The organism is Trueperaceae bacterium (assembly GCA_023954415.1).
Taxonomy (GTDB): Bacteria; Deinococcota; Deinococci; order Deinococcales; family Trueperaceae; genus JAAYYF01.
On record JAMLIB010000001.1, the window covers coordinates 405,588 to 418,799 of the forward strand.

Annotated in this window: 15 protein-coding genes; 10 read left to right on the forward strand and 5 right to left on the reverse strand. The window is 71.7% G+C overall.

The annotated features are described in order from the left end of the window. Positions 1-73: 73 nt before the first annotated feature. On the forward strand, positions 74-658 hold the full coding sequence (locus tag M9914_01800; GenBank protein MCO5172904.1) for an HDIG domain-containing protein: 585 nt from the start codon (positions 74-76) through the stop codon (positions 656-658). Between the two features lie 21 nt (positions 659-679). Here M9914_01800 and lepB read toward each other — a convergent pair whose 3' ends face one another. From lepB to M9914_01820, 4 genes are all read right to left on the reverse strand, one after another. Beyond that, the gene (gene lepB, locus M9914_01805; GenBank protein ID MCO5172905.1) at positions 680-1,336 is read right to left on the reverse strand and encodes a signal peptidase I; all 657 of its coding nucleotides are present in this window, start codon (positions 1,334-1,336) and stop codon (positions 680-682) included. Continuing rightward, positions 1,333-2,316: a patatin-like phospholipase family protein gene (locus M9914_01810; protein MCO5172906.1), complete on the reverse strand. Its 984-nt coding sequence runs from the start codon at positions 2,314-2,316 to the stop codon at positions 1,333-1,335. Before M9914_01810 ends, lepB begins: the two co-directional genes overlap by 4 nt. A gap of 221 nt (positions 2,317-2,537) precedes the next feature. Beyond that, positions 2,538-3,830, reverse strand: coding sequence for a trypsin-like peptidase domain-containing protein (locus tag M9914_01815; GenBank protein ID MCO5172907.1), 1,293 nt, complete (start codon positions 3,828-3,830; stop codon positions 2,538-2,540). 80 nt (positions 3,831-3,910) lie between these two features. After that, positions 3,911-4,900 carry a DUF368 domain-containing protein gene (locus tag M9914_01820; protein ID MCO5172908.1) on the reverse strand — a complete coding sequence of 330 codons (990 nt, stop codon included), beginning with the start codon at positions 4,898-4,900 and terminating at the stop codon, positions 3,911-3,913. A gap of 122 nt (positions 4,901-5,022) precedes the next feature. Between M9914_01820 and M9914_01825 the strand changes: the two genes are divergently transcribed. Both M9914_01825 and M9914_01830 read left to right on the forward strand, forming a co-directional pair. Next, on the forward strand, positions 5,023-5,304 hold the full coding sequence (locus M9914_01825; protein ID MCO5172909.1) for a DUF3248 domain-containing protein: 282 nt from the start codon (positions 5,023-5,025) through the stop codon (positions 5,302-5,304). Then, entirely contained in the window at positions 5,301-5,879 is a 579-nt protein-coding gene (locus tag M9914_01830; GenBank protein ID MCO5172910.1) for a DUF3809 domain-containing protein, read from the forward strand. Before M9914_01825 ends, M9914_01830 begins: the two co-directional genes overlap by 4 nt. A gap of 60 nt (positions 5,880-5,939) precedes the next feature. Here M9914_01830 and mnmE read toward each other — a convergent pair whose 3' ends face one another. Further along, positions 5,940-7,319 (reverse strand): tRNA uridine-5-carboxymethylaminomethyl(34) synthesis GTPase MnmE, encoded by a 1,380-nt coding sequence (gene mnmE, locus M9914_01835; GenBank protein MCO5172911.1) that lies wholly within the window; start codon positions 7,317-7,319, stop codon positions 5,940-5,942. A 114-nt stretch (positions 7,320-7,433) separates the two neighbouring features. Between mnmE and M9914_01840 the strand changes: the two genes are divergently transcribed. From M9914_01840 to M9914_01870, 7 genes are all read left to right on the forward strand, one after another. After that, complete coding sequence (locus M9914_01840; protein MCO5172912.1) at positions 7,434-8,312, forward strand: phosphatase PAP2 family protein; 879 nt, start codon at positions 7,434-7,436, stop codon at positions 8,310-8,312. 1 nt (position 8,313) lies between these two features. Then, positions 8,314-9,150, forward strand: a complete 837-nt coding sequence (truA, locus tag M9914_01845) for a tRNA pseudouridine(38-40) synthase TruA (GenBank protein ID MCO5172913.1) — start codon at positions 8,314-8,316, stop codon at positions 9,148-9,150. 23 nt (positions 9,151-9,173) lie between these two features. After that, positions 9,174-9,680, forward strand: coding sequence for a DUF1999 domain-containing protein (locus M9914_01850; GenBank protein MCO5172914.1), 507 nt, complete (start codon positions 9,174-9,176; stop codon positions 9,678-9,680). Further along, complete coding sequence (locus tag M9914_01855) at positions 9,673-9,894, forward strand: hypothetical protein (GenBank protein MCO5172915.1); 222 nt, start codon at positions 9,673-9,675, stop codon at positions 9,892-9,894. The genes M9914_01850 and M9914_01855 overlap by 8 nt, the downstream gene beginning before the upstream one ends. Positions 9,895-10,005: 111 nt before the next feature. Next, on the forward strand, positions 10,006-10,566 hold the full coding sequence (locus M9914_01860) for an Asp23/Gls24 family envelope stress response protein (GenBank protein ID MCO5172916.1): 561 nt from the start codon (positions 10,006-10,008) through the stop codon (positions 10,564-10,566). Continuing rightward, entirely contained in the window at positions 10,550-12,184 is a 1,635-nt protein-coding gene (locus tag M9914_01865; protein MCO5172917.1) for a DAK2 domain-containing protein, read from the forward strand. The genes M9914_01860 and M9914_01865 overlap by 17 nt, the downstream gene beginning before the upstream one ends. 137 nt (positions 12,185-12,321) lie before the next feature. After that, positions 12,322-13,158: a hypothetical protein gene (locus tag M9914_01870; protein MCO5172918.1), complete on the forward strand. Its 837-nt coding sequence runs from the start codon at positions 12,322-12,324 to the stop codon at positions 13,156-13,158. Positions 13,159-13,212 lie beyond the last annotated feature (54 nt).

The following is a 13,212-nucleotide window of genomic DNA, read 5'->3' on the forward strand; positions in this document are numbered from 1 at the left end:
ACCGTAGGACGCCGGCCGAGCGCGGTCGCCGACGCGCCCGGCCGTGGCGCGGCCCACCGCGTTACACTCCCCCATGGAACCGACACGTGAAGAGGCCCTCCGCCTCATGGAGGAGTGGACGCCGTCCGAGAGCCTGCGCAAGCACATGCTCGCCGTCGAGGCGGCCGTCAGCGCTTACGCGGACAAGTACGGCGAGCCGAGCGAGCCGTGGGCCATCGCCGCCTTGCTGCACGACTTCGACTACGAGCGCTACCCGGACGTGGGGGTCGACGGGCATCCGTTCGTGGGCGTCAGGGAGCTCGAGGCGAGGGGCTACCCCCGCCTGATCCTCGACGCCATCCTAGGGCACGCGGCCGACGTCACGGGCGTCAAGCGCGAGACGTTGCTCGCGAAGGTCCTCTTCGCGTGCGACGAGCTCACCGGCCTGATAACCGCGGCCGTGCTCGTGAGGCCGGACAAGGACATCGCCGGTCTCGGCCTCGCCAGCCTGAAGAAGAAGCTCAAGGACAAGGCGTTCGCCAGGGGCGTCAACCGCGACGACGTCCGCCAAGGCGCCGAGGAGCTCGGGACCGAGCTCGACGAGCACATGCAGTTCGTGCTCGGCGCCATGCAGGCGCGGGCGGCAGAGCTCGGGCTGGACGGCTCCCTGGCCGGCTGAGGCTCCACGCAGGCGGGCGCTTCAGCGGACGGCGGTCAGCGGCCAGCGCCACCCCTCGGGTTGGAACGGCGACCGGACGTGGGCGACGACGCGCCCTCGCAGGGCGGTGAGCCTCACGGGCCCGAACTGGCGTGAGTCGCGGCTGGCGAGGGGCAGCCGGTTGTCACCGAGGAGGAAGACCGACCCGACCGGCACGCCTACGCCCGGGTGGGAGGCGTGCCCTCCGCCGGAACCGACCAGCCAGGGCTCGGCGAGCGGCTCGCCGTCCACCTCGACGCGTCCGTCGACCAGGGCCACGACTTGGCCGCCGGCAGCCACCACGCGCTTGACGAGCAGGGGTCCGCCGGCGGGCGCGGGAGCGGCATCGCGACCGCTCCCCGGGTCGGGCACGACCACGACGGTGCCGGCCCTCGTCGCTTCCGGCAGGGCGCCGAGGCCCTCCAACAGGCGCGCCAACGGCTCTCGCACGACGAGCACGACCTCGCCGTCACCGAGCGTCGGCTCCATGCTGACGCCGTGAACTCGCATCACCGTTGCGCCCCACTGAGTGAGCCCGAAGCCCAGGAGCAGCCCGAGCGCGACCGCGAGCAGGTAGCGGCCCTTCAAGCGCGCTTCTTGCGCCCAGGTCGAACGCGAGATCAACGTCGGTGATGACGCGAGCAGGTAGCGGCCCTTCAAGCGCGCTTCTTGCCGCCCCTACCGATCACCCTGGCCAACGTGGTCTTGGCTACGGACGCCACGCTCGACTCGACCGCTTCGGGAGGCGCGTCGAGGGCCGGGGGCTCGACCGCCTGGCCCTGGCCGATCTCGGCGCGCACGCCTTGCCAGCCGCCGGCGGCCGCGAGCGCCAGCTCGGCGGCTCGCTCGCCCTCCCACACGATCTCCTCGAAGCTCGTGAACGACTCGATGCGGTGTTGCGGCATGGGGATGCGGATGCGCAGGTCGGCCGGGTGGATCGTGGCGTTGATGTCGACCAGGATCGACTGCTGGATGTCCGAGGCGCGGAAGAGCATCTGGGCCATGGGGTTGCGCCGCTCCAGCTTGACGGTGGCCACCATCCGCTCCCACCAGCTCCCCTCCTCCTCGATGGTCGTGTACACGGACTGCCTCGGCGGCGTCACGTCGGACGCGATGACGCGGTTGGCGCCGAGCCAACCTGCGGCGTTGATGGGCAGGTTGTTGATGATGCCGCCGTCGGCGAGCGTGCGGCCGGCGATGTGCACCGGCTCGAACGCGCCCGGGAAGGAGGCGGAAGCGCGCACGGCGCTCACCAGGTCGCCCTCCGTCATCACGACCTCCTCGCCTGACTCGATGTCCGTCGCCACCACCGCCAGCGGCAGCTTCAGCTCCTCGAAGGTGGCGGGCAGGCGTTCGGCGAGGAAGCCTGCCAGGCGATCGCCTTTCATCAGGCCGGTCTTGAGGGACAGGTCGACGACGTCGGTCCAGTCCGTGACCGTGGCCAGCTCGTAGAGGTCCTCGGCGGAGGCGCCGCTGGCGTAGAGCGCCCCGAGGATCGCCCCCATCGACGTGCCGGCCACCACGTCGAACTTCGCGCCCGCGCGCTCCAGGACCCGCAGCACCCCGATGTGCGCGAAGCCGCGCGCGCCACCGCCAGACAGAACGAGCCCAACACAGATATGACGTCCAGCACGCTCCATATCGCGATCCTAGCATGCGTCGTACGGCGCGCCGTACGCAGATGAGCGGCGGGGGGGGGGGGGGGGGCGCGGCGCCGCCCCCCCCGCCCCCCCCCCCGCGCCCCGCGCCGCCCCCCGCCCCCCCCCCCCCCCCCCCCCCCCCCCCCCCCCCCCCCCCCCCCCCCCGCTCGAGGACGAGGTCGCGCCGGGGGGCCAAAGCCTCGCGCCGCGCCGCCGCCGGGTCAGTTGCCGCTGCTCTCCTGCTGGGGCTGGGCCACGACCTGCAGGGTCACGGCGACCGTGCGGGTCTCGCCGTTCCGCCAGACCTCGAGCGTCATCTCGTCGCCGGCCTTGGCGCCGATGAGCAGCTTCTGCAGGTCGGAGGGCTGCTCGATGCGCGTGCCGTTGGCGGAGAGGATCACGTCGCCGCCCGCCGGGTAGCTGCTGTTGCCGATGGTCGCCTGGAAGGCGGGTCCCTCGATACCAGCGGCCTCGGCGGGCCCGCCATCGGCCACGTTGATGACCATGAGGCCATGATCGGGCAGCCGCAGGACCTTACGGGCCTCGGCCGGGATGGCGGTCACGGCGCCCACCTCGATGCCTATGCGCGGGCGGTTGACGATGTCGAGGTTCTGAGCGTACACGCCGACGAGGCCGCCTTCGCGCATGAGCGGGAGCGCCTCGATCAGCAGCTCGCTCGGCACGGCGAAGCCGATGCCGATGTTGCCGGCGCTGCCGCTACTCGTCATGCCCGGCACGATCATCGTGTTCACGCCGACGAGCCGGCCGGCGGAGTCGAGCAGCGGACCGCCCGAGTTGCCCGGGTTGATCGCGGCGTCCGTCTGCACCATCGGGATCTCGATCTGGCCGATGGAGGGCAGCTCGCGGCCGATGGCGGAGACGATCCCCTGGGACACGCTCGACTGCAGGCCGAAGGGGTTGCCGATGGCGATGACCTTCTGACCCACACGCACGGTGGTGCTGTCGGCGAGCTCGAGGGGCCTGGCGGCCGCGGGCATCTTGCCGCCGTCGACGAGCCTGAGGAGAGCGAGGTCGTAATCGGGGTCGGCGCCGACGACCTCGGCGTCGTACTCGTCGTCGACGTCGGGGAAGACGACCTTGATGGTCGCGCCTTCCACCTTCTCGACGCCGTTACTCGTGAGGGCGTTCTCGACGACGTGATAGTTCGTCACGATCTCGTTCTCGCCCACCACGAAGCCGGAGCCGCTGCTCTGCTGCACCTGGGGCTGCTGGGGGAAGAGCTGCTGCGGGAACAGCTGCCTGAACTGCTGGGGGAGACCCTGCAGTGGGTCTTGCACGACGCGGCTGCCGCGCACCTCGACGTTGATGGCGACGACGCTCGGCCCCCACTGCGTGACGATGTCGACGGTGTTCTGTTCGTCCTGAAGGAGCGCCGAGGTCTCCTGCGCCGGGCTCGTCTGGGCGACGGCGGGCTTGCCTGGCAGCCAGACGGCGGCCAAAGCCAGCAGCAGGAGCAGGGTACCGAGGACGCTGAGCGAACGGTTTCTGGGCACTGCAATCCTCCAATTAGCTCTCAGATGGGTCGGGAGCTCGGGAAGAGGCGCGCTCTGGCGCCTCCCTCACGTGCTGGAGGCTAACGCCGCGGGGTGAAGCGACGCGTAGATGAGAATGAGGTTCGTGAAACCGAGGCGGCTCTCGCCAGCCTGTCGACGCCGATGACGATGACCAGCCCCGCGGCTACGAGCGCGCTCATGAGGAGGGCCGCCCCGGCGTCGCCGGTCGCCCACGGCCAGGTCGCCGCCCCGGCGCCGTCGGCGTACGGCCACACCTTGCGCAGGCTCCCGAGCATGAAGCCGGTGAGGAGGGCGAGGGTGGCGTCGTGGAAGCGCCCCAGGAGGTAGGTGAGGAAGCGGGCGAAGGAGAGGAGGCCCACGGCGGCTCCGAGCGCGATCGGGACGATGACGGCGAGGTCGAGGTTGGCCAAGGCCGTGAGCGCCAGCTCGTACTTCTCGAGCAGTACGAGGATGAAGGCGCCCGAGATGCCGGGCAGCACCGTGGCGCAGATGGCGAGGAAGCCAGAGAGGAAGAGGAAGGCGGGTCCCGAGGGGGTCTCGACCGGCGTCAGGCCGACGATCACGAACCCCAGTGCCGTGCCAAGCACGAGCAGGAGGGCGACCGGCACGTTCCACCGGCGCACGTTGCGCCCGATGATGATGACCGACGCGGCGACGAGGCCGGTGAAGAAGGCCATCAGGTAGCCGGGGTGGCGCTCGAGCAGGTAGGCGACCACCCTCGAGAGTAGGACGATGGCCGTGCCGATGCCCGCCGCGAGGAGGAACAGGAAGCCGCCGTGCATGGCCGCGAACGCCTCCTTGAAGCGGCCGCGCAGGAGGGGGCGCAGGAAGTCGCCTTTGGTCAGGGCGCCGATGCTCTCGAGCAGACCGCCGTACACGCCTACGATCAGGGCGATGGTGCCGCCGCTCACGCCGGGGATGAGGTCGCAGCTCCCCATCAACAGGCCCTTGCAGTACAGGAGGGCCGCTTCCGCGAAGCTCTTCGGGGCGTGGCTACCGTCCCCGAAGCCAAGGCCATGACGCTCGGTGGTTGCGCTCGGCTCGGACACGGCGCGGATGTTATCACGCGCCCGAGCGCACGACCGAGGTGGCCCCCCGGTCCTCATGAAGGCCGGCAGGGCGGGCCGCCGGTCCCGGGGGCCATGCGTTACTCTGGAGGTCGGAGCCACGGATGAGCGATTCACAAGTGTTGGCACGGTTGGCAGAGACGCTGGAGGGGCTGGGCCTGGAGAAGGGGAGTCTCGAGGACCTGGCGTCCAACCTCCTCTGGCGCATCGGCAGGTTGGCGGACGACGGCCCCGTGACGGTGCGCGTCGGCCTGGCATCGAGCGCCGACTCCTTCCAGGACCTGCAACGCCTGCGCGGCGCTACCGACGCCGAGGTCGAGGCGGCCGCGCTGGACGGCACGCTCAGGGTCGAGTGGGTCGGCCAGCGCTTGAAGGGCGAGAGGTGACCGCCGACACGTCGGAGGAGGCCCACAGTCCAGGTCCTGGCGGGCGCCGACTACTGAGGCTCGAACGCGAGGTCTCGTTCCGTTTGCGCGTACCGCTAGCCCCCGACGCGGCCCGCGCCTTCGTGCAAGACGTGCCCGCCTCGCTAGCGCACGCCGACTTCCTTGCCGGGGTGCGTCTCCGTCCGGGCGATCCGCCGACGCTCGAGGCGCGTTTGCCGGTCAACGCCGCCGTCTTCGGGGTGCGGGACGTCCCTTTCGCCAGCGCCGTCGGTCTGACGGCTTCGGGGGCGACACTGACCCCGGCGGGGCCGGTCGACCATGACCGCGCCTGGGCCGAGGTGGGCGGCGAGGCCCGCGTCGAGCCGGTCGAGGGTGGTAGCCGCCTCGACTACGCGCTCAGGCTCACGGTGTTCCTGGTCATGCCGAGCGCGGAGCGCTGGGGTACCCAGGCGCTCCTGAAGATGGTCGAGCTCACGGCGGCGAGCGTTCTGCGCAAGGTGGGCGAGCGCTTCCCGCGGGCCGTGGAGGCGGCGGCAGAAGAGGCGGCGCGCGCCGCGGCGGTTGCGCCTTCCTAGACCGCGATCACTGTCGCCGCGCGGCCTGCCGCCAAGCGCGCGTACCGGTGGGGAAGACCGTTACTTTCCGACGCAGAAGCGCGAGAAGATGCTCGCGAGCGTCTCGTCGCCGATGCCGTCGCGCCCCGTGATGCCGGCCAGCGCGCGCATCGCCTCCTGCAGGTCGAGCGCCGCCAGCTCGTACCAGCCGCCCCGCGCCTGGGCGCCCGCGCGTTCGACGGACTCCAAGGCCGCCGTGATGGCCGCCACGTGCCGTTCGTTCCCCAGCCAGACCTCCGCGCCAGCGGCGGAGCCCAGCAGCGCTGCGACCACGGCGGCCTCCAGCTCGCGCAGACCCTCGCCCGTCAGCGCCGACACCCGCACCGGCGTCTCGGTGCCCAGCGGCAGCCGCAGCTCGGCGTCCTCCCATGCACCGCCCAGGTCGGTCTTCGTGACGACCACGAGCGTGCGCCCCTTGCCGAGCTCCGCGCGGGCCGCCTCGTCGAGCTGCTCGCTCAAGCTCTCCGAGCCGTCGAGGAGCAGGAGCCTGAGGTCGGCCTGCTCGGCGATGCGCTTGGCGAGCGTCACGCCCGACGCCTCGATGTCGTCTTCCGCCTGCCGGATGCCGGCCGTGTCGATGGCCGTCACCGGCACGCCGCCAAGCGTCAGGGGCGCCTCGAGGTAGTCACGGGTCGTGCCCGGCGTGGCGCTCACCAGCGAGCGCTCGTAGCCGAGGAGGGCGTTGAGGAGGCTCGACTTCCCCACGTTCGGCCGCCCCACGAGCGCCAGCCTGGCGCCCACGCGGCTCAGCCTGCCGGCCTCGGCAGTGGCGAGCAGCCGCCGCAACTCGAGCGCCGCGCGCGCGACGGGCTCCGCGAGCGCCTGCTCCGGCACGCCATCGTCCGGGTAGTCGAACGCGGCCTGCACGGCGGCGTAAGCCTCGAGGATGTCCGACTGCACCGTGCCGAGGCGTTCGCCCAGGGCCCCGCTGAGGCCGAAGCCCGCGTTGCGCAAGGAGGCGTCGGTCTGCGCCTCGACCACGTCCATGACGCTCTCCGCCTGCAGCAGGTCGATGCGGCCGGCGAGGTAGGCGCGCAACGTGAACTCGCCGGGTCCGGCGAGCCGCGCGCCGCTACGCAAGCAGGCGTCGAGCGTGGCCCGCAGCGCCGCCGGCCCACCGTGCGTCTGAAGCTCGACGACGTCCTGGCCCGTGTAGGAGCGCGGCGCCCTGAAGGTCAGGAGCAGGGCCTCGTCGACGCGCCGGCCGCCGTCCACGACATGGCCGTACACGACCCGGCCGGGCTTCGTCGCGCTCGGCCGCGAGCCGTTGCCGGGAACGAAGACCGCGTCGGCCAAGGCGTAGGCACTCGGTCCGGAGACCCGCACCACGCCGACCGCCCCCATGCCGGGGGCCGTCGCGATGGCGGCGATGGTGTCGTCACTCGGTGGGAGGTTGGCCATCCCCCAATGCTCGCATCCCAGGGGCCGCGCCGGCGTAACGCCGCGCCGCGCGCCGCTCGCGACTGATAAAATCGCGCTCTAGTCGCGCGAACCGCCACGCGCCCCGGAGGCCAAGTGGACACCATCATCGCCCTGCAACGACTCGCGTCGCCTGCCCTCGACAGGGTGATGCTCCTCGTCACCGACATCTGCTCCCAAGAAGCGTTCACGGTCCTGCTGGTCCTCGCGTTCCTGGCGGTCGACGCGACTTTCGGGCGGCGCCTCGGCATCGTGTTCCTGACGGGCGCCTACCTCAACGACGTGATCAAGACCCTCGTCGACGCCCCGAGGCCGTTTCAGACGCGGCCGGACGTGCTGCGTCCCGGGGCGGCCGACACGGCGCCGGGCAGTTCGTTCCCTTCCGGTCACACGCAGTCGGCCGCCATCTTCTGGACGCTGGCGGCCTCGCAGTTCAAGCGGGCGTGGTTCTGGCTACTGGCCGCCCTGATCGTGGCCGCCGTCGCACTGTCGCGCGTCTACCTCGGCGTTCACTACCCCCGCGACATCCTCGGCGGCCTGGCCGTCGGCCTGCTCGTCGTTACCGTCGCCCAGTTCGCCCGGCGCCTGGCGTTCACGCCCGGCAAGGCCGCCGTCGTCGCGCTCGGGCTCCTCGTGCCGCTCGTCGTCCACCTGCTCTTCACCACGGAGGCCTCGCACGTCTTCCTCGCGGTCGCCTCGGCCTTCATCGTCGGCCCCGAGCTCGTGACGCACCGCGCCGGCGGGGGCGTTGTCACACGCCTCGCCATGGGCGTCGTGGGGGTGGTGCTCGTGGCGGCAGTGCTCGGCGCCACCTCGTCCCTCATGCCCGAGGAGCTGAGGCACGCGCCGTTGCCGGGCTACCTGCGTTACCTCGTCATCGGCCTCACCGGCACCGTCCTCGCGCCCCTCGTGTGCCGCTGGGCGCGGTTGAGCGGCGGACCGGTCGTCGCGACCGGCGGCGCCAGGCGCGCCTGACGTGCCGGCAGGACGCGCCGAGCCGCCCTCGCCGAGCGCGGCCGACCAGAGGCGCCTGCGCCTGACCCTCGAGTTCGACGGCACGGCCTTCCTCGGCTGGCAGCGTCAGGCGGGCGGCGAGCGCACCGTCCAGGCCACCGTGGAGGGCGCGTTCGCCGCCCTGCCGGGCGAGCACTCGAGCGTGCTGGCGGCGGGTCGCACGGACGCCGGCGTCCACGCCCTCGCCATGGTCGCCCACGTCGACACGACGTGGACCCAACCCAACGAGAAGCTGCGCCTCGCCCTCAACGCCCACCTGCCGCCCGACGTCAAGGTCGTTCGCGTGGCGGACGCAGCGCCCGACTTCCAGGCGCAGTTCCACTGCCTCTACCGCCGCTACCTCTACCGCATGCGCGTGATGCGCGACGACCCGCGCGGCATCGCCATCCAGCGCGAACGCGTGCTCGCCGTCCACCGGCACGTCGACTTGGGCGCCATGGCCGCGGCCACGCGCCACCTGCTCGGCACCCACGACTTCTCGACGTTCGCCACCCAGGAGACCAGGTCGACCGTGCGCACCGTGCACCTCTGCGAGCTGCGCCTCGAGCGCGGCGAGGTGCGCCTGCACATCGCCGCGGACGGCTTCCTGCGCAACATGGTCCGCACCATCGTCGGAACGCTCCTGTGGGTGGGGAAGGGGAAGCTGGCGCCGTCAGACATGCCCGCGCTGCTGGCCGCGCGCGACCGCCGGCGCGCGGGCCACAACGTCGGCCCGCAGGGCCTCTACTTCGCCGAGGCCGGCTACGCGCCGTGGGACCCGGTCGCCTCCGAGCGCGCGGTGCGCGACCTGGTCGTCTGAGACGGCTTACGTATACTCGGGGCATGAGCATCAGCATCAGGCCGCTCGTCGCAGGGGACCTAGAGCGACTGGCCGAGTTGGACGGCGCCTACTCCTCCAGGCACGGCCTCGAGCGGGCCGTCAACCTCGCCGCCTTGCGGTTCTTCGAGCGCAGCGGCCATTCGTTCGTCGCCGAGGTCGGCGACGCTGCCGTCGTGGACTCGGCGGCCACCGACTCTACGGCCGGTGCCGAGCTCGCGGGCTTCCTCCTGGCGCAGGCCGTCTGGACGGGGGAGCGCCCCACGGTTCACGCCCATCGCCTCGCCGCGCATGAGGATGCGACGGCGGAGGCGCGCGCCGCTCTTGCCGGGGCGCTGGTCAAGAGCGCCTACGACGCGGGGGTCTACGACCTCGTCTTCCGCACGCCGCGGACCGACGACGCCTTGCGGACGGCGCTGCTCGGCGAGGGGTACCTGGAGGACGACCACGTGACCTTGACGCTCGTGCTCGGGACCCGCGCGGCCGCGTGGGCGGAGGGCAGGCGTGGCTGACGCCACGGCCAGGGTCCTGATGGGCGTCCGGGGCATGGACACGCCGGAGGCGCGCGAGCGCGTCATGGCGACTCTGCGGTTCGTGCCGGGGGTGATGGAGGTCACGCCCGGCGATGCCGGTCGAGTCGCGGTGGAGTACGACGCGGGCGAGATCACGGCCATGGACCTGATCCGGGCGCTGAGGAAGATCGGCTTCCTGGCCGGCATGGAGTGATGGCCGTCGTTCGCGCCGGTCGCGATCAACGGGAAGCACGACGGCTCCCTTACAATGCGGAACGTAACGCGCGTGGCAGCCGGCGCCCTTGAGCGCCAGGAAGGTTGAGGCATGGACGACGAGACCGAACACGCCGCCGACGCCGCGACCGGGCGGCCGGCCGACGAGACCTCACCGGCCCCGGCCGAAGGCCCGCTAGAGGCGGGTCAACAGGCGGTGGGCGCGAGCAAGAAGAAGGCGTCCGCCAAGGGCGTCACGGGCATCCTCGGCACGTTCGCCAAGCCGAAGTCCGAGGCGCGCGGGAAGTCCAAGGCGGCCAAGTCCGCACCCCGAGCCGTGGACCAGGTCCGCGTGTCGGACGGCGCGCTCGCAAGCATCATCGGCCTGTCGGCTCACGAGGTGCCAGGGGTCGTCGGCATGGCGCCGGCGAGCTTCTCGGAGGGCATCAGACGCATCCTCGGCGCCAGTCAGGTCGACGAGGGCGTCGTCGTCGAGCACCCCAACGGCGGTGACCGCGCCGACGTCGAGCTGCACGTCGTCGTCGCCTACGGCGTGAACATCCCCGTCGTGGCCGACTCGGTCCGCGAGCGCGTGCGCTACGCCGCCGAGCACCTGGCCGGCATCCGCCTCGACCAGGTGCGCGTGAAGGTCGTCGGTGTCAGCCGTGGCTGAGCGCGCGCCGGTCACCGCATGGTCCGCCCAGGACGTCGCGCGCGCCTTCGTGTTCGCCACTGAGTGGCTCGGCGTGCACGTCGACGAGGTGAACGCCCTCAACGTCTACCCCGTGCCGGACGGCGACACGGGCACGAACATGCACCTCACGCTGCAGTCCGTGCGGCGGCAGCTCACCGAGCAGGACCACGAGCGCATGGAGCAGGTGGCGCGCGCCTTGTCTTACGGCTCGCTCCTCGGCGCCCGCGGCAACTCCGGCGTCATCCTCTCGCAGGTCCTCAAGGGCTTCGCCGACTCCATCAAGGTCCGTGACGACGTGGACGCGACCGCCCTCGTCGACGCGCTCCTGTCCGGCTCCGAGGCGGCCTACGCCGCAGTCATGAAGCCCGTCGAGGGGACGCTACTGACGGTCGTGCGCGAGTCCGCCGAGGCGGGGGAGAAGTCCCTCCTGGCCGCCCACGCGCGTCCCGGCGTGAACGGCGTGGCGCCGGAAGGCGTCCTGCGCGAGGTCCTCGCCGCGGGCAGACGCTCGCTCGAGCGGACCCCGGAGCTGCTTCCAATCCTCAAGCAGGCCGGCGTGGTCGACGCCGGCGGCCTCGGTTACGTTCACCTGCTCGACGGCCTGCTCGCCTACTTCGACGGCCGCGACCTGCCGCCTCCCCCCAAGATCGAGCGCCGCGCGCAGGAGCAGTTCGAGGAGGAGGCGTTCGGTTTCTGCACGGAGTTCCTCCTGGCCGACGTCACGGCCCCGACGAGCGCCATCCGCGAGCTCGTCGCGCCGTTCGGCGACTCGCTCCTCGTCGTGGGAGCGGAAGGGTTCGTCAAGGGCCACATCCATACCGAGGAGCCGGAGAAGCTGCTCGCCGCTGTCGCGCGCTACGGGCGCATGGTGCGTTCCAAGGTCGAGGACATGAGCGAGCAGCACTCCGAGATCCTCGCCGACGTGGACGCTGCGAAGGCCGAGGCGCCGGCCAGCGCCGCCGTCGCGGTAGCCAACGGTTACGGCATCACGAAGGCCTTCCGCAGTCTGGGAGTGCGGGTGGTGGGCGGCGGCCAGACGGACAACCCGTCCGTCGAGGACATCGCCGACGCCGTGCGCAGCGTGGGGGCCGAGAGCGTCATCGTCATGCCGAACAACAAGAACATCATCATGGCTGCCGAGCGCGTCGCCGAGCTGGTGCTAGAGAAGCACGTGCGCGTCCTGCCGACGCGCACGATCGGTCAGGGCCTCGCCGCCGCCGTGCTCTTCCAGGAGGCGGTCGACGCCGACACCCTCTACGAGGAGATGCGCTCGGCTGCGGACGGAGCGCTCACGCTCGAGGTGACCCGTGCGAGCCGCGACGCCGACATCGACGGCGTGAGCGTGCGCGTCGGGGACGCGATAGGGCTGGCCGACGGGGTGCTGCTCGTGGCGGAGAGCGACGCGGACGCCTGCTTGCTCGCGCTGCTGGAAGCCCGCGCCGCGGATTACGGCGTCGCTACCCTGTTCCACTCCACCGAGGCCGCCGAGCGCGTCGCGCGGCTCGTCGAGCGGATCGCGGCGGCGCACCCGGACCTGGAGCTCGAGGTGCATGCCGGCGGGCCCGACCTGTACGCCTACGTGATGGTGCTCGAGTGAGCGCGCGGCTGCGGGCGAGCGTTCACGGGCCGGCACGAAGATGGGTGCTTCATTAAGGGCCGCGAGGCCGCTGCCCACGTCGTTCACCGAGTCGCGCCTTAGAGTGCGCGCTAGGACTTTCGGAAGGAGGCCTCTTCATGAAGCGTTTCAAATCGACCGGCGTGGCGTTGGCCGCCGTCGCTTTCCTGCTCTCGGCCTGCAAGATCACCGTCACTCCCGGCCCGCCGCCGGCCGACTACACGGTCAGCGCGAACGCCAGCCCGGGGACTCCGGTGTGGAGCGGCAGGGTCGCGGCCGGCCAGTGGCTCAACTTCATGCTCACGGTGCCCGCCGGCGTGAGCGGCTCCAGTGACGTCGTCTACATCGAGCTCAACCAGGACCTCGACCTCGAACTGCGCAACCCGACCAACTACGACATCGTCGCCAGCAGCTCCAGCGCGCGCTACTACGCTCCCGAGCGCGGTGGCCTCGTCATCACGGCCGCCGACGACATCGGTGCCCAGGCCATCACGGACACGGTCAGCTGCCGCGGCAGCTGCGTGATCATCCCGGCCGGCGGCTCGTCGGCCTACTACGCCCGCGTAGTCAACACGGGCGCGAGCGCCTCCGACGTGAGCCTGTACTTCTTCGGCGAGGCCGAGATGGATGAGTCCGAGACCAACGACTCCATCGCCACCGCCACCCTGTTCGACGTGGACAGCGCCACGGGCGACCGCGGCGCGATCGAGCTCATGTACGACAAGGACTACTGGCGCGCCTCGGCCTCCGGCTCCATCGAGTTCATCACGTCCGCCGGCAACCCGGTCGACCTACGCCTCGAGGTCGTGAACGGCGCCGGCCAACGGCTCCTCGGGCCCATCGGCAACGGCGGCACGGTGAGCGTCATCACGGGCGACTACCTGCTCGTCTACTCGGCGTCCAACCGCGCCGGGGCCCCGGCCGCGAGCCAGTACACGCTTCTGGGCGGCCTCTGAGCCAGCCGGCCGGCCGGCGGGTCGTCGGCTAGAGCCGCCTCGAAGCCCGCACCG